This window comes from Ralstonia sp. Ralssp135 (genome assembly GCF_047304345.1).
In the GTDB taxonomy this organism is placed as follows: domain Bacteria; phylum Pseudomonadota; class Gammaproteobacteria; order Burkholderiales; family Burkholderiaceae; genus Ralstonia; species Ralstonia chuxiongensis.
In genome coordinates, this window is the sequence record NZ_JBGLYZ010000063.1 from 1 (window position 1) to 15,851 (window position 15,851).

Below are 15,851 nucleotides of genomic sequence, written 5' to 3' on the forward strand. Positions count from 1 at the left end.
ATCGGGTTGGGGCTTGCAGTGGGTGGGTGGGGCTGGGTGGTTCATGGCGTCTCGCGTGGGGCGGCGGTCTGAAGCCGGCTCGGGCTGTCATTCTAACGCCGGGGTCATGCCGCCCTTGCGATAATGGCGCCACCAACATTGACGCAATACAGGGAGACGCACCGTGGGCAACCGCCTATCCAAAATCGCTACCCGCACCGGCGACGACGGCACCACCGGCCTCGGCGACGGCAGCCGCACGGCCAAGGACAGCCTGCGTATCGCCGCCATCGGCGACGTCGACGAGCTGAACTCGCACATCGGCGTGCTGCTCACGCAAACGCTGCCCGACGGCGTGCGCGCCGCGCTCACGGCCATCCAGCATGACCTGTTCGATCTGGGTGGCGAATTGTGCATTCCCGGCTACACGATGGTGACGACCGCGCACGTGCTGCGGCTCGACCAATGGCTGGCCGATTACAACGCCGATCTTCCCCGGCTGGCCGAATTCATCCTGCCCGGCGGCAGCCCCGCTGCGGCACAGGCGCATGTCTGCCGCACCGTCGCGCGCCGTGCTGAGCGCAGCATCGTCGCGCTGGGCCGCGCAGAGACCCTCGGCGAGGCGCCGCGCCAATACGTCAATCGCCTGTCGGACCTGTTGTTCGTGCTGGCGCGCGTGCTCAATCGCGCAGACGGCGGCACGGACGTCCTGTGGAAGCGCGACGAGCACAAGCCGACCTGATCGCAATCGGCGCACCAAAACAAAACGGCCCGGTTGTGTACCGGGCCGCTTGCTTTGCAGCGTGTGGATCAGTTCACGCTGGTCGGCGTGGTCGTGCTTTGTGCCACGGCAGCCAAGCCTGCCAACTGCCCCGGCGTCGTAATGGTCAGCACTTGCGACGGCGTCGGCGCCGGGAAGCCGCCTTCAGCCAGCGCTTCCTTGATCGTGCGGTTGGTGTCGAAATAGACCTGCCAGTAGCTGTCGTTGTGCGTGTACGGGCGCACGGCCAGCACGGGTCCCACCAGGTTGAACTCCAGAATCTCCACATCGACGGCCGGATCGGTCAGCACGTTCGGAATGGCGGCAACCTTCTCCTTGAGCAGCGCGATGGCGGCGCGGTGGTCGGCGCTTCCGGCCAGTTGCGCCTTCAACTCGACGCGGCGGTAGGGGTTCAACGTGTAGTTCTGGATCGTGTCTGCGAAGATCTTGCCGTTGCCGACCATCGTGACCACGTTGTCTGGCGTGTTGATCGTCGTGGCAAACAGGCCGATCTCCTTGATCGTGCCCGTTACGCCGCCGGCCGTCACGAAATCGCCCACCTTGAACGGCCGCAGCACGATCAGGAACGCGCCCGCCGCAAAGTTCGACAGCAGGCCCGACCACGCCATGCCGATGGCCACACCGGCTGCGGCAATCAGCGCGGCGAACGTCGTCGTCTGGATGCCGAAATAGCCGAGGATGCCGATCACCAGCAGCACGTTCAGCGTGACGGTGATGATGGAGCCGACATAGCGCAGCACGGTCGGATCGACCTTCTGTCGGCTCAACGAGCCTTCGACCATGCGCACCGCCAGATTGATCAGCCAGCGGCCGACGACCCAGAAGACGATGGCCGCGAGAATCTTCATACCGACGTCGGTGGCGTATTGCGCCACGATCGCCTGGTACTTGTTTGCGGTGTTGACGGCGGTGTCCGCCAGGGTGTCTGCCATGGATGCCTCCGGGAGAGCAGGGGGGATCCACCTACGATATGTCAAAGGCAACGCACTTGTGTGACTTTGATACTTCCTGTTCACATTTGTTGTAGATCCGGGCTTGCGCGGCACACAAAGAAAAAGGACGCCCGCAGGCGTCCTTCCCAAATCAGGTCGATGGCGTCTTAGTTGCCGCTGCCCGGCACCAGACGGCGCTTGCGCACGGCGTCGGCCAGCGTTTCCAGCACCTTCACCGAATCGTCCCAGCCGATGCAGGCGTCGGTCACGCTCTGGCCGTAGGCCAGGTCGGACACGGGCGTGCCTTGCACGTGGTCCTGGCGCCCGGCGTTGATGTGCGATTCCACCATCACCCCGACGATGCGGTTGTCGCCGGCAGCCATCTGGCGGCCGATGTCTTCGCACACCGGGATCTGGTTCTCGTGCTTCTTGCTGCTGTTGGCGTGCGAAGCGTCGATCATCAGGCGTGCAGCCAGGCCCGACTTGGAGATGGCATCGCAGGCTTCCTGCACGCTGGCGGCGTCATAGTTGGGTGCCTTGCCGCCGCGCAGGATGATGTGGCAATCCTCGTTGCCGGCCGTCGACACGATGGCCGAGTGCCCGCCCTTGGTGACCGACAGGAAGTGGTGCGGCTGCGATGCGGCCTTGATGGCGTCCACGGCGATCTTCACGTTGCCATCGGTGCCGTTCTTGAAGCCGACCGGGCACGACAGGCCGGAAGCCAGTTCGCGGTGCACCTGGCTTTCGGTCGTGCGCGCGCCGATTGCGCCCCAGCTCACCAGATCGGCGATGTACTGCGGGCTGATCACGTCGAGGTATTCGGTGCCGGCGGGCAGGCCCAGCTCGTTGATGTTCATCAGCAGCTCGCGCGCGGTGCGCAGGCCGTCGTTGATCTTGAAGCTGCCGTCCATGTGCGGGTCGTTGATCAGACCCTTCCAGCCGACCGTGGTGCGCGGCTTCTCGAAGTACACGCGCATCACGATTTCCAGCTCGTTCTTGAAGCGCTCGCGCTGCTCGACCAGGCGGCGGGCGTAGTCCATCGCTGCCTTGGTGTCATGAATCGAGCAGGGGCCGATGATGACGATCAGGCGATCATCCATGCCGTGCAGGATGCGGTGCATCGCGTTCCGGCTTTGGTAGATCAGGTCGGACACGGTGTCGCTGCACGGGAATTCGCGGATCAGATGCGACGGTGGCGTCAGCTCTTTCAGTTCGCGAATGCGCAAATCATCGGTGTTCTTCGGCATGGAATGCTCCGGGGATGTGTCTTGAGTTCTATTGGAAACGTCTACTGTGTTCGGATCATGTTTCGCGTCGGTGCCGGGGTGGGGCAGGTGACTGGGCGAAAAAAAACCGCCAGGGTCGCTGGCGGTTTTCGGTATCTGCTGGGTGCTTTATTTTTGCTGTAAGCGCCCCTCTCCTTCCGCCAGCGGTGCGAGATGCCAAAAGTAAAAGTAAAAAAACTTGGCGAAGGACATGAGAGGAAAACGCGTCGATGCAGGAAAAATTGTGGCGCAGAGGTGACTTGAAACTACTGCGCCGCACCAATCGAACCGTCTTTATAAACCCTTTTTCTGGGGGCCGCAAGCGCGGAATTTCCGGGCCTGCGGTGCCAAAACGACGGTTTCAGGGCAATCAGGCCGTGCCGCCTACCGTCATGTTCTCCATGCGCAGGGTCGGCTGACCGACGCCCACCGGCACGCTCTGGCCTTCCTTGCCGCACACGCCAATGCCCGAGTCGAGGCGCATGTCGTTGCCGATCATCGTCACGTGCTTGAGCGATTCCGGGCCGCTCCCAACCAGCGTCGCACCCTTGACCGGGGCGGTGATCTTGCCGTCTTCGATCAGGTAGGCCTCGCTGGCCGAGAACACGAACTTGCCGTTGGTGATGTCGACCTGACCGCCGCCAAAGTTGACCGCATACAGCCCCTTCTTGACGCTGGCGATGATCTCCTGCGGGTCTTTGTCGCCGCCGAGCATGTAGGTGTTCGTCATGCGTGGCATGGGCAGGGCGGCATAGCTCTCGCGGCGGGCGTTGCCGGTCACGGGCATCTTCATCAGGCGCGCGTTGAGCGTGTCCTGCATGTAGCCCGTGAGGATGCCGTCTTCGATGAGCGTATTGCACTGCGTGGGGTTGCCCTCGTCGTCCAGGTTGAGCGAGCCGCGGCGGTTGGCAAGCGTGCCGTCATCCACCACGGTGACACCCTTGGCGGCCACGCGCTCGCCCATGCGGCCGGAGAACGCCGACGAGCCCTTGCGGTTGAAGTCGCCTTCCAGCCCGTGGCCGATAGCCTCGTGCAACAGCACGCCGGGCCAGCCCGGGCCGAGCACCACGGTCATCGTGCCAGCCGGGGCCGGCTTGGCTTCCAGGTTGACGAGTGCGGAGGAGACTGCCTCGTCCACGTATTCGCGCAGCAGTTCGTCGGTGAAGTAGCCGTAGGCATAGCGGCCGCCACCGCCCGAACTACCGATTTCGCGGCGCCCGTTCTGTTCGGCAATGACAGTCACGGAGATGCGCACCAGCGGGCGCACATCCGCGGCAATCACGCCGTCGCTGCGCGCGACCAGCATCACGTCGTATTCACCGGCCAGGCCGGCCATCACCTGCACCACCCGTGGGTCTTTGGCGCGGGCGAGCTTTTCGATCCGCTCCAGCAGGGCAACCTTTTCCGAGGCCGTCATCGAATCGAGCGGGTCGTTCGGCGCATACAGCGAGTGGCTGCCCGGGGTGGTGGCCAGGCTGCTCGCCACCTTCACGCGGCCGGCGCCGGCCTTGCCGATGGTGCGCGTGGCGCCGGCGGCCTGCATGAGCGCGGGCAGGCTGATGTCGTCGGAGTAGGCAAACGCGGTGCGGTCGCCCGAGACGGCGCGCACGCCCACACCCTGGTCGATGCTGAAGCTGCCGGATTTGACGATGCCCTCTTCCAGGCTCCACGCTTCGTTACGGGTGTACTGGAAGTAGAGATCGGCATAGTTCACGCGGTGCGTGAAGATGTCGGCCAGCGCGCGCTGCAGGTGCGCTTCGTCAAGGCCGTACGGATCGAGCAGCACGCGGCGCGCGATGGACAGATTCTGGATGGCGATGTCGCCTGCGTTCATGATCGGTTCTCGCAAAAAAATTCGATTGGCTTACATCACGCGGTGCTTGAGCGCCGGCAAATCCCGGCGCACTTGTGCGATGCGGGCGGGGTCCATGTCGCCGATGGCAACGCCTTCGCCCTCAGGCACGGAGGCGATGATTTCACCCCACGGGTCGACGAGCATTGAATGGCCCCACGTGCGGCGGCCGTTTTCATGGCGCCCGCCCTGCGCGGCGGCGAGCACGTAACACTGGTTCTCGATGGCGCGGGCGCGCAGCAGGATTTCCCAGTGCGCGGCACCCGTCACGTAGGTGAAGGCCGCCGGCATCAGAATCAAGTTCAGGTTGCCTTGCGACGCCAGCGCCCGGTACAGCTCCGGAAAACGCAGGTCGTAGCACACCGACATGCCCACGCGGCCGCACGGCGCATCGAAAGCGACGGGCGTGGCACCGGGCTCGATGGTACGGGCCTCGTCGTAGCGCTCTTCACCGCGCACGAAGTTGAACAGGTGGATCTTGTCGTAGCGCGCGACACGCAACCCGGTCGGGTTGAAGGCGAGGGACGTATTGCGCACGCGCTGTTCGTCTTCGCACCACATCGGCAACGTGCCGCCGACGAGCCACAGCTTGTGACGGCGCGCGGCATCGGCGAGGAAGGTCTGGATCGGGCCGTCTTCGTCGCCCTCGCGGATGGCGACCTTGTCGCTGTCCTTGCGGCCCATCATGCAGAAGTATTCAGGCAGCAACGCGAGTTGCGCGCCCTGGGCGGCCGCCTCGGCAAGCAGCGCATCTGCGCGCGCCAGGTTGGCGTCCACGTCGATGGCCGTCACGGTCTGGATGGCGGCGACGCGAAAAGGTGCATCGAAAGGCGCATCCATACCGGATGCGACGGGGGCCGGAGCAACGGTGGTCGAAGTCATGGCGCCTATTTTGCCGAGGTTTGCGATTGGCTGCCCGAATTACCGTTGGATGCGACTTTCTCGATCTTCGGATCCGCCCAGCTACCGGTCACGTGGTATTGCGTGACGAATGCCTTCGACAGCTGATCGCCCAGGACCAATTGCGCGGCCAGCGTGCCCAGCCCGAGGGCCGGATTGATGAACGCCGCCGCCAGCGAGGCCGACGTGGCATCCACCTTGGGCGTGACCTTCACGCGTAGGTCCTGCGTTTCATCGAGGATGTTGGCCGAGCCCTGCATGGCCACCTGGAACTGCGGGCCCTTGACGGCGAAATCTTCGGTGTGGGCCACGCCGCTGGCGATGGTGCCGGTGGCGGCCACGCTCTCGAACGGCGTGCCGCGGCCTGTGGCACTGCGCAAGTCGGTTGCGAAATGCAGCAGCCCCTGCAGGCTCAGCACGCCGGCCAGCTTGGCCAGGCCCGGATCGACCGGCAGGAACTGGCCGCGCTCCAGGTTCAGGGCCATGCGGCCATTGAGCGTGGGGTAGTCGATCGACATGGGCGAGCCACGCCAGACCACGCGGCCTTCGAGCTTGCCCTTGGCACCGTCGATCACCTTGGCGAAGCCCATCTTCTGCAGCAGGTCGCCGGTGTCGCGCAGATCAAGGTTGAAGTCCAGCAGCGTCCGGCGCTCGGGATCATCGCCACCACCGCGCAGGCGTCGCGGGATGCGCCACGTGCCGTGTGCCGTCAACGTGGCGGCGGGCTGCTCGATCTTCAGCGTCTCAAGCGTCCAGACGGGCGCGCCGTCGGTGATCTGATTGCGCGCCTTGATCTCCAGCTTGCCGAGCGCCTTGCCACGCAGGTCGAATTTGTCGGCAACGAGGTCGACCGATGGAATTTCCTGCGAGCTGCTGGCCAGCGATTCGGTGAGCGCAGTCTCTTCCCTCGCATCCGGGATGCTCATGCGCGACAGGCGCATCGTCAGCTCGCCGAAGGGCACGGCAGCACTCTCGGCGTGCCAGCGCGCGCTGCCCGCAATTTCGCGCGAATCAATGGTCGATTGCCAGTTGGGGCCGTCGCGCGTGGCGTCAATGCGCACGGCGTTGAAGTCGCGGCCCAGGATGCGCAGCGTTTGCGCGCGCGCGCTCAGGTGGCTGGGCAGATATGCGCTATGGCTGTCGGAGGCGTTGGCGGCGTTGGTGGCATTGGCCACGTGTTCGGCGGCAATCTGGCTGGCGCTCTTGTCTGCGGCGGGCGCGGCAAACACCTGGCGCCAGGCGTCGACGTCCAACTGATCCAGCGCCAGGTTGGCCTGCACGCCTTCCTGCGGCTGCGGCACGGGCTGCCGTACGCCGATGCCGCCTCGCAGCACCTCGGTGCCGTTGCCCGTGTTGCGTTGTTCGTAGCGGGCGCTGACGATATTGCCGACCTGCAAAACGATTTCGTCGATGGCGTTGTTGGACGCCAGCGGCTGCATCTCGAAACGCACCGGCAGCGGCTGCCCGGCGGTCTTGTTGAGCGGTGCCGGCAGGCGCACCGTCATCGGCGTGAGGTCGGACTGCACCTGAATGAACGGGCGATGCTGCTTGACGCTGATGGTCGCGCTGTAAGGCGCGCTGCCCTCCAGTGAGCGGGCGACGGCGGCCACCGGGCTGTTCTCCGGCGTCGTGTCCCGCAGCCCTTGCGCCGATGCGGTGCCCGCCACCTGGATGCGGATCGTGCCATCGGGCGCGGTGCCCCCCGTGGGGCGGATTTCGCCGCCGGCAAAGCGCGCGCGCAGGTTGTCGAAACCGATGCCTTTTTGCGTAAAGGTCAGCGCGCCGTTCACATCGGTGAGCGGCGGCGCCTGCGGGACAAGCGTGACGTCATTGCGCACGAACGTGACGCTGCCCTGGGCGCGCGTCGAATGCATCTCGTGCAGCGGCAGGTCCAGCTTGAGCGCCAGCGTGGCGTTGCCCTGGGCGCGCGCGTCCTTCGTGAAATGCCCGATCCACTGGCCGATGGGGCTGGCCTCGACGTATTGCAGGAAGTTCTGCGTGGCGCCGTCGCCGCGACCATCGATGGTGAGCAGCGGGCTGTGGTCGCCCATGTCTGGCAGGCTGCCATTCACGTCCTGCAGGTTCACGCCCATTACCTTGGCGCGCGCCACCTTGAACGCCAGGGATGCCCGATCGAAGATCACCGTGCCGTCGATGTTGGTGAACGCCGGCCAGTCGCCCGGGTGCGTGGGCACGCGGCCCGGCGGGTTGTGCGCGGCTTCGGGCGGCGCCGACTGGTACGTCACGTCCTGGATCGGCACTTCCACGCGGAAGACGCCCTTGTGCGGCGGCCGGAACGGGAAGTCGTGCAGATCGCCCGCCAGCGCGAAATCGACGTTGCTGGCCGTACCCGCTTGCAGCGCACCGCCCAGGTAGTCACGCAGATGCTGGCCGATCGACAGCGGCAGGTAGCGCGGCACCCGTGGAACGTTGGCGCGGTCCAGCGTGCCCTTCAGGTCGAAGGTCCCGAGATGGCTGGTGTCTGGCGCGTGACGATAGCTGCCTGTGATGCGCGCCGACAGGTCGTCGTTGGAGAACGCAAGGTTGTCGCTGGTGACGACCAGTTCCTGCTTGCGATACGTCCAGTTGAACGTGCCTTGCAGCCGGTCCAGCGGCACGCGGGCGTCGGCAAAGGTGCCGGGCAGCAGCAGGGCGGTGTCGTTGGACTCAATGCGCAGCGTGCCCTTGTCGTTGGAGAAGACGGCGTTGCCGGAGATGTTTTCCACGCCGGGCACGGCTGGCTCGGGATGCTGGCCCGGCGGCACCGCGGGCAGCGCGCCGGGGCCGAACGACACCTGGCGCATCGTGGCGCGGCCCGTGAAGTGCACCGGCGCCGGCGCATTTGGCCGCCAGCGGGAGACATCGCGTTGCCAGTTGATGTCCAGATCGTCGATGCGGCCGGACGGTTGCTTGGTACGCAGCGGTTCGAGCACGCGGGCGGGCAGCGGCAGCGCGGTGGCGATGTTGCGCAGGTCGGCCAAATCCAGTGTCGTGGCTTTGACTTGCAGGCTGCGCAGGGCATCGCGCGAGTCGAGCGCCCACCAACCCGGCCGGCACGCCGCGCGCATTGCGCTGATGCGTGGCCAGCGCCTGGAGGCTGCGCAGCTGCAGCGGGTCCAGATCCTTGCGGACCTGCAGATCGAGTTGCTGCCCCGTCAGCCGCGCCTGGCTGCGCGTGAATACGCCGTCGGCAAACTCCACCGAGCCGTCGGACGTCAGCGTGCCGCTTTTGGCGGCGGCCAGCACGGGAACATAGTGCTGCACGGAAGCCAACTGCAGCGTATCGACCTGCCAGGAAGCCTGGCCGTGCCAGTGGCGCCAATCGCCGGGGCGGGCCAGCAGGTCGTGACGGAAATCGGCGTGCAGTTTGATGGGGCCGTTGAACAGCGTGGGCGAGGTGCCGCTGGCCTCCAGCCGGTGGCGCGTCGGGCCGCTGCGTAGCAGCACCCGCACATTGCCCAGCGCCACTTCGGGCAGCTTTTGCTGCTCGTCGAGCCAGCGGACGGCGCCTTGCTGGAAATCGATGTCGCCTTGGGAGAGGAGCTGGTCGAGGAAATCGCTGTCGCCGCCGGTGTTTGGGCCGAGCGGCATGCCCGCAACGAGCAAGGCGCCCTGCGCATTGCGCCGTACCAGCACGTCGGCCTGGCTGGCGTGCAGGGAGGCAAAGGTGATCTGCATGCGCAGCAACGAGCGCCAGGACAGCCGCGCCTGCACGTCCTGTACCGCGAAGGTGCGACGGCCTGCGGTGTCGTGCGCGTCGATGCGCTGGGCGCGGAAGGCCGGGTGCCAGCCCTCCCAGTAGGTTTCAAGCGAGCCGATGCCGACGGTGGCGTGCAGTGCGCTGGACGCCTCGCGCTCCATCCAGTCGCGCGCCAGGCTTGCGCGCGGCCACAGGATGAAGCGCACCGCCAGCATGCCCAGGACGGCCAGGACGGCCAGCGCCGCCGCCGTCTTCCAGAGCACGCGCCAAAGCTTGCGCCAGATCGGGGCGCGGAAAACAGTCCCAATGCCCATGCCGATCCGGCTGACGAATCGCACCAGCCACGCCCAAACCGTGGGTCGGCCCACCCCGCGTGTGGACAGGGTGCTGGCGTGTCCACCATCGGACTTCGGCGATTCTGGGGGCTGGGACGGGCGAGGCATGATGCGGATTATCCGATATTCAGAAGGCGGCGCCATATTTGGAGTGAGGCGCCGCGCCTGCCCAGCGGCAAGCACGCCCAATGCCCGTGAACGTTGGTGATCACGGATTGCCCTGCGTATACCGGCACGCATTTCAGCGAGAATGGATGTTTCCGCCAATGCTCGATGCGTCCGCATGACTGATTCCGCCTTGTCCGCCCAGCCGTTTTTGCAAGCTCCGGCCCGCGCGCCAGAGGCTCCCGCTGCTGCACTGCCTTTTGCACTTGCGTATTCGCGCTATCTCCAGCGCCAAGCGCAAGCGCGCGAGGGCTGGGCCGAGCGCGTGCAGGCCGGCGCAGGGCAGCCGATTGACGTGGCGTGGCTGTCGGCGCGTTTTACTGAGCTGTTCGACACCAAGGCCGTGGAGGTCGAGGCTGCGCTCAAGCGCGCCTTGCGCCTGCTGCGCAATGAAGTTTTCGGCACACTGGTTGAGCGTGATTTGTCCGGCGCCGCGACGCTCGATGAGGTCACGGGCACGATGACCGACCTGGCCGAGTTTGCCGTGCGCACGGCCATTTCCGTGATCGGCCAGGAACTGAGCGCGCTGCATGGCCAGCCGATCGGGCAATCCTCCGGCGAGGTGCAGGAGCTGGTGGTGGTCGGCATGGGCAAGCTGGGCGGGCGCGAGTTGAACGTCTCGTCCGACATCGACCTGATTTTTCTCTACGACGATGATGGCGACACGCAGGGCGGCCCGCGCCCGCTCTCCAATCACGAATATTTCACGAAGCTTGGCCGGCGGCTGATCAACGCGCTGGCCGATGTGACGGAGGACGGCTACGTCTTTCGCGTCGACATGCGCCTGCGCCCGAACGGCGATGCGGGGCCGCTTGCGTGCAGCCTGGGCATGCTCGAGGAGTACTTCGTCGTGCAGGGCCGCGAGTGGGAGCGCTACGCCTGGATCAAGGGCCGCGTGATCACCGACCCGACCAGCCCGCATGCGGCCCGGGTCACTCAACAGTTGGAGCGCGTGACGGGCCCGTTCGTCTTCCGGCGCTATCTCGACTACGGCGTGATCTCCGCCATTCGGGCGCTGCATGCACAGATTCGCAGCGAGGCGGCCAAGCGCAGCAATGGTGCCAACCAGCAGCGCGATAGCGCGGGCCACGTGCAGGCGCGCTCGCCCAACATCAAGCTCGGGCGCGGCGGCATTCGCGAGATCGAATTCGTCGCGCAGGTGTTTCAGCTCATTCGCGGCGGGCAAGACTTCGGGTTGCGCGTGCGGCCCACGCTGGAGGTGCTTCGGGCGGCGTCAGAGCGCGGCCTGATCGACGCCGAAGCCGTGGCGCGCCTGACTGAGGCCTATCGCTTCCTGCGCCAGCTTGAGCACCGCCTGCAGTACATCGAAGACGCGCAAACGCACAACCTGCCGGGCTCGCCGGAAGACCAGTTGTGCGTGGCGCGCATGATGGGTTTTGACGACTATGTGGCGCTGGTCGCCAAGCTTGAGGCGTACCAGGACGAAGTCGCCCAGCATTTCGATCAGACCTTCTCCGACAAGCAGGACAGCCAGCCGCCGTGTGCCGCTGTCTGGCACGCAGACCTGCTCGACGATGAGCACACGGAAACCGCCCGCGCACAGCTCGCCGAACTCGGCTATGCAAATCCCGACAGCGTGCTGGAGCGGCTGCGCGCGACGCGCAATTCGCCGCGTTATCGCGCGTTGTCTGAAGTCAGCCGCCAACGTTTTGACTTGCTGATCAACCGCGCGCTTGACCAGGCATCGCGGCAGACAGATGCCGATGTCACCATCGCACGCTTTCTCGATTTCTTTGACGCGATCAGCCGGCGCTCGTCGTACCTCTCGCTGCTGAGCGAATATCCGCAGGCCATGGAGCGCGTGGCCCACACGCTGCATGCGTCGCGCTGGGCGGCGGACTACCTCACGCGCCATCCGCAACTGCTTGATGAGCTGCTCGACGTGGAAGCGCTGTCGGCCGAGCCCGATTGGCCCGCGTTCCGGGCGCGCGTGCGAGACCGTTTGCAGGCAGCGTCCGACCATGTCGAGATGCAGATGGACATCCTGCGCCAGGAGCACCATGCGGAAACCTTCCGGGTGTTGCTGCAGGACCTGCAAGGCATGCTGAGTGTCGAGCACATCAGCGACCGGCTTTCCGATCTGGCCGATGCCGTGCTGGACCTTACGCTTGAAACTGTCTGGCAGCAGGTTTCGACACGTCACCGCGAGGTGCCGCGCTTTGCCGTGGTTGCCTACGGGCGGCTCGGCGGCAAGGAACTCGGCTATGCGTCGGACCTCGACGTCATCTTCCTCTACGACGACGATGACGAACGCGCGCCCGATGTCTACGCGTCATTCGCGCGCAAGCTCATCACGTGGCTGACGAGCCATACCGCCGCAGGCATGCTGTTCGACGTCGATACGCGCTTGCGCCCGAACGGTGCCGCGGGTTTGATGGTCACGCACTTCGAAGCCTTCCGCCGTTATCAGATGCGCGAGGGCGACAACGCCGCGTGGGTGTGGGAGCACCAAGCGCTCACGCGTGCACGCTTCTGCGCGGGCGATACGGAAATCGGCGAGCGCTTCGAGGCGCTGCGCACCGCCGTATTGCGCCAGCAGCGCGAACCTGGCCCGCTGCGCGACGAGATCGTGGCGATGCGCGAGCGCGTGGCGGAAGGTCATGCGAATCCCACGGGGCTGTTTGATCTCAAGCACGATCGCGGAGGCATGGTCGATATCGAATTCACCGTGCAATTCCTGGTGCTTCTGCATAGCGCGGCGCATGCCGAGCTGACCCTCAACAAGGGAAACATCGCGCTACTGCGCATGGCTGGCGAACTCGGGTTGATTGACGCGACAGCAGCCGCGCAAGTGGCCGATGCCTATCGGGACTTCCGCGCGCGCCAGCACAAGTTGCGACTCGACGGGCAATCCGTTGCCCGCGTACCGGTCGACACTTGCGCGCGCGAGGCCGCTCACGTACGGGCGTTATGGGAGCAAGTGTTTGGGCCCGCGCAATGAGGGTGCATCGGCAAACGCTGCACACGTGGGGCGCGTGCGCCGGCGTGGCCGCGCTGTCGGCGGCGTTCTCGTTCGTGCCATGGCTGTATGCGGTCGGGCTGTATCAACGCCAGGCCGTGCGCGCAGGGCAGTGGTGGCGGCTCGTGACCGCCATGTGGGTGCATCTGGACCAATGGCATTGGTTGGCGGATGCGATGGCAGCGGCAGGGCTCATCTTGCTGCTCGCGCGCGTGTTGCGGCCGCATGTCATCGTTGGAGCGCTAGTGGCGTGCGGGGTGCTTGTGCAGATCGCACTGCTCAATCAGCCGACGGTGCAGTGGTACGGCGGGCTCTCCGGCGCGCTGCATGGCCTGGCGGCATGGGGCGGGCTGCGGCTGCTGAAGCCGTCCACGGACGGTGCCGAGGATCGCTTCTCACGCTGGATTGGCGTGGCGCTGTGCGCGGGCGTGCTGGTGAAGGTGTGGCTCGAACAGTCGTGGCTGTCGCCCATCGCCTATGACCCGCACTGGGGGTTTGGCGTGGTGCGTATCGCCCATGCCTTTGGCGCGGCCAGCGGGTTGCTGGTTTGGGTGTTGGGGGAGTGGCGCCATCGCAACAATCGGCTGCGTAGGTAAGCAGCGGAAAGCCCGACGGGACAAAGCGGGAGTGGGAAAAAGGCCCGCGCCCAATCAAGGCGCGGGCCGAAAGTACCGATAGGCTTACTTCACGCGACGCCGACGGCCGGCCAAGCCGGCGGCCAGCAGCAATACTGCGCCGCCCAGGCCGATAGCGCCGCCACCACCGCCGCCACCGCCGCCACCGCTGGACGTGGCCGTCGCAGGCGGGGTGGTGGTGCCGGTGCTCGCTGCTGCTGCAGTGACTGTCACGTTGGCGGTATCGGTGGCGGTCGCGCCGGTGTTACTCATCAGCGTTACCTTGAAGGCGTAGGTGCCCTCGGCCGATGGCGTGAAGGTAGCGGTGTAATTGCCGTTGCTATCGGGGCCGGCAGTGGTGAGGCTGACGGACGGCCCAGAAGTTTGCGCCCACTGCACGCTCGTAATGGTATTGACGAGGCCTGCATTGCCGGTTGCTGTGAGCGTGACCGCGTTGTTTGCGACCACTGTGCTTGCCGACGTCGATGCGTGCACAGTCGGATTGCCCTTCGCCAGCGCAACGGCGGCACCCGCATCCAGCATGCCGGCGCCGCAGACGCCCGTATGCGTCGCGCAGTATGTGCCCGCCGGGAATGGGCGAGCCGACTGCTGGAGGACGGTGGCAATCTGATCAGGCGTGAGCGAGCTGTTGACCGACAGCATCAGCGCGGCGACGCCCGCCACATGTGGGGTGGCCATCGAGGTGCCGCCTTCAGCGGTGTAACTGTCTGTGGTGGCCGTGGTCGTGCCCATGTTCGTCACCGACGCAACCAGTGCCCCCAGACCGCTGACCGTCGAGCCGTTGCCACCGCCGGGCGCACTCAGCGTCGTGCCTGTGCCGACGTTCGCATAACTGGCCCTGTCACCTTCGAAGGTATGCGCCGTGACAGCAATGGTCCCCGTGCAGTTGGCGGGAGTACCAATGGTCGTCGTGTTGCCTTCATTGCCAGTTGCCACCACGATGGCAGCGCCGCGGGCACGTGCGGCCGAGATGGCGTTTTGCGTGGGGGTATCGCAACTGCCGACGCCGCCCAGGCTCATGTTGACGACCTTGGCGGGGGCCGTATTGACCGTGCTGACGCCGGTAACGGTGCCGCCAGTTGCCCACGTCAGTGCATCGATGATGTCAGAGCTTGAACCGCCGCATTTGCCGAGCACGCGTGCCATCAACAGGCTGACGCCCGGGGCGATGCCGGCGACGCCTATGCTGTTGTGTTGCGCGACGAGCTGCCCGGTGACAAAGGTGCCGTGCCAGGAACTGTCGGACGTCGCGAGGCCGCCGCAGATTGTCGGATAGGTGGTGATATCCGTGCTGGTGACCCAGTCGCCCGGATCGGTCGGGTCGCTGCTGCGGCCGGCGCCGCCTTTGTTACTCACAACGGGGTTGGTGATGAAGTCGTAACCCTGGTTGATGTGCGCCCCAGACAAGTCGGGGTGACCGGGAAGAATGCCGGTATCCAGCACAGCAACGCTGACGCTGCTCGAACCTTTGGTCGTGTCCCAAGCGGTGGTCACGTTAGCGCCACCCACCGTTGTCGCCCCATTGGCGGGCACAATGCTACCGACCGTGACGACGTTGTTGACGGTGCCGGTCGTGGGGAGCAGGTTCCATTGGTATTGGAACAACGGATCGGACGGCGTGGAAGCCGCATGCCAGATCCGGTCTGGAGACACATATTCAAATTGGCCGCTGGCTTCCATGCGCTGGGCCACGGCCTGTGCGTCTGCTACCGACATGGTTTGCGGCAACGTGACCACATGAGCCCCGCCCGACATTGCGCGCTTGTACGTCATCGGCAACTGTGCAGCGGCCGACCAGCGTTGCACTGTCGCAACGTTCACGCGCGTTGCCGTCTCCGCGGATTGCAACTGGGATGTGCCGCCGCCGCTCTTTTCCTTGACGATCAACTGCGATACCCACTGCATTTGGGCGCCAACGTTTGCCGGTTGACCTACGGCGAACGCCGGGACAGCGTGATACGAGACCAGTCCGAGCGCGACGAGTGCGCGGACAATACCCCCCTGGGCAATCAATTTCATGTAATGAACCTGTTGTTGTAGAAAACGGAGGCGCAATTATCACAAGAATTGCGCGTTTCCCACCTTAAACAGGCTAACTGCGTTGTTTAGTAATTTTTATATCTGGCTGAAATCACACGTGCGGTACGTCAGTTGGCATAACCAGCCAGGAGGCGTGTACCGCGCAGCGTTGCACGCGAAAAGCGGAGGCGCCTTTTGGGAGGTGCGTACGCTTAATGCGCCTTCAGGCGACGGCGACCGCCAGCGATGCCAGCCGCCAACAGCAGCGCTGCGCCGACCAGCGGGATGGCCCCGCCGCCTCCGCCACC

General features: G+C 65.5%; 9 protein-coding genes and 1 pseudogene. 3 read left to right on the plus strand and 7 right to left on the minus strand.

Annotated features, from left to right (window positions below; genetic code table 11):
* Window positions 1–163 precede the first annotated feature (163 nt).
* Window positions 164–721: a cob(I)yrinic acid a,c-diamide adenosyltransferase gene (locus ACCD03_RS24575; protein WP_316671476.1), complete on the plus strand. Its 558-nt coding sequence runs from the start codon at window positions 164–166 to the stop codon at window positions 719–721.
* A gap of 68 nt (window positions 722–789) precedes the next feature.
* On the opposite strand, the gene ACCD03_RS24580 is transcribed toward ACCD03_RS24575, so the two are convergent.
* From ACCD03_RS24580 to ACCD03_RS24600, 5 genes and pseudogenes are all read right to left on the minus strand, one after another.
* Window positions 790–1,692: a mechanosensitive ion channel family protein gene (locus ACCD03_RS24580; protein WP_413413190.1), complete on the minus strand. Its 903-nt coding sequence runs from the start codon at window positions 1,690–1,692 to the stop codon at window positions 790–792.
* A 167-nt stretch (window positions 1,693–1,859) separates the two neighbouring features.
* Window positions 1,860–2,939, minus strand: a complete 1,080-nt coding sequence (aroG, locus tag ACCD03_RS24585) for a 3-deoxy-7-phosphoheptulonate synthase AroG (protein WP_012762821.1) — start codon at window positions 2,937–2,939, stop codon at window positions 1,860–1,862.
* Between the two features lie 388 nt (window positions 2,940–3,327).
* Entirely contained in the window at window positions 3,328–4,791 is a 1,464-nt protein-coding gene (tldD, locus tag ACCD03_RS24590) for a metalloprotease TldD (protein ID WP_413413191.1), read from the minus strand.
* A 30-nt stretch (window positions 4,792–4,821) separates the two neighbouring features.
* Window positions 4,822–5,691 carry a carbon-nitrogen hydrolase family protein gene (locus tag ACCD03_RS24595; protein ID WP_045202641.1) on the minus strand — a complete coding sequence of 290 codons (870 nt, stop codon included), beginning with the start codon at window positions 5,689–5,691 and terminating at the stop codon, window positions 4,822–4,824.
* A gap of 5 nt (window positions 5,692–5,696) precedes the next feature.
* Window positions 5,697–9,852: pseudogene (locus ACCD03_RS24600) on the minus strand (YhdP family protein).
* A 175-nt stretch (window positions 9,853–10,027) separates the two neighbouring features.
* Here ACCD03_RS24600 and glnE point away from each other — a divergent pair.
* Both glnE and rrtA read left to right on the plus strand, forming a co-directional pair.
* A complete protein-coding gene (gene glnE / locus ACCD03_RS24605) occupies window positions 10,028–12,871 on the plus strand; it encodes a bifunctional [glutamate--ammonia ligase]-adenylyl-L-tyrosine phosphorylase/[glutamate--ammonia-ligase] adenylyltransferase (protein ID WP_325650830.1) in 2,844 nt (947 codons plus the stop codon).
* Window positions 12,868–13,485 (plus strand): rhombosortase, encoded by a 618-nt coding sequence (gene rrtA / locus ACCD03_RS24610; protein ID WP_253538917.1) that lies wholly within the window; start codon window positions 12,868–12,870, stop codon window positions 13,483–13,485. The genes glnE and rrtA overlap by 4 nt, the downstream gene beginning before the upstream one ends.
* 84 nt (window positions 13,486–13,569) lie before the next feature.
* Here rrtA and ACCD03_RS24615 read toward each other — a convergent pair whose 3' ends face one another.
* Complete coding sequence (locus ACCD03_RS24615) at window positions 13,570–15,543, minus strand: S8 family peptidase (protein ID WP_413413192.1); 1,974 nt, start codon at window positions 15,541–15,543, stop codon at window positions 13,570–13,572.
* Between the two features lie 212 nt (window positions 15,544–15,755).
* Window positions 15,756–15,851: MprA protease, GlyGly-CTERM protein-sorting domain-containing form (gene mprA, locus ACCD03_RS24620; RefSeq protein ID WP_413413193.1), on the minus strand; the 96-nt coding region annotated here is incomplete at its 5' end.

Coding starts and splice junctions, on each gene's coding strand:
- rrtA (WP_253538917.1), top strand. CDS start 12,868: ATGAGGGTGCATCGGCAAACGCTGCACACGTGGGGCGCGTGCGCCGGC.
- glnE (WP_325650830.1), top strand. CDS start 10,028: ATGACTGATTCCGCCTTGTCCGCCCAGCCGTTTTTGCAAGCTCCGGCC.
- ACCD03_RS24615 (WP_413413192.1), bottom strand. CDS start 15,543: ATGAAATTGATTGCCCAGGGGGGTATTGTCCGCGCACTCGTCGCGCTC.
- tldD (WP_413413191.1), bottom strand. CDS start 4,791: ATGAACGCAGGCGACATCGCCATCCAGAATCTGTCCATCGCGCGCCGC.
- aroG (WP_012762821.1), bottom strand. CDS start 2,939: ATGCCGAAGAACACCGATGATTTGCGCATTCGCGAACTGAAAGAGCTG.
- ACCD03_RS24580 (WP_413413190.1), bottom strand. CDS start 1,692: ATGGCAGACACCCTGGCGGACACCGCCGTCAACACCGCAAACAAGTAC.
- ACCD03_RS24595 (WP_045202641.1), bottom strand. CDS start 5,691: ATGACTTCGACCACCGTTGCTCCGGCCCCCGTCGCATCCGGTATGGAT.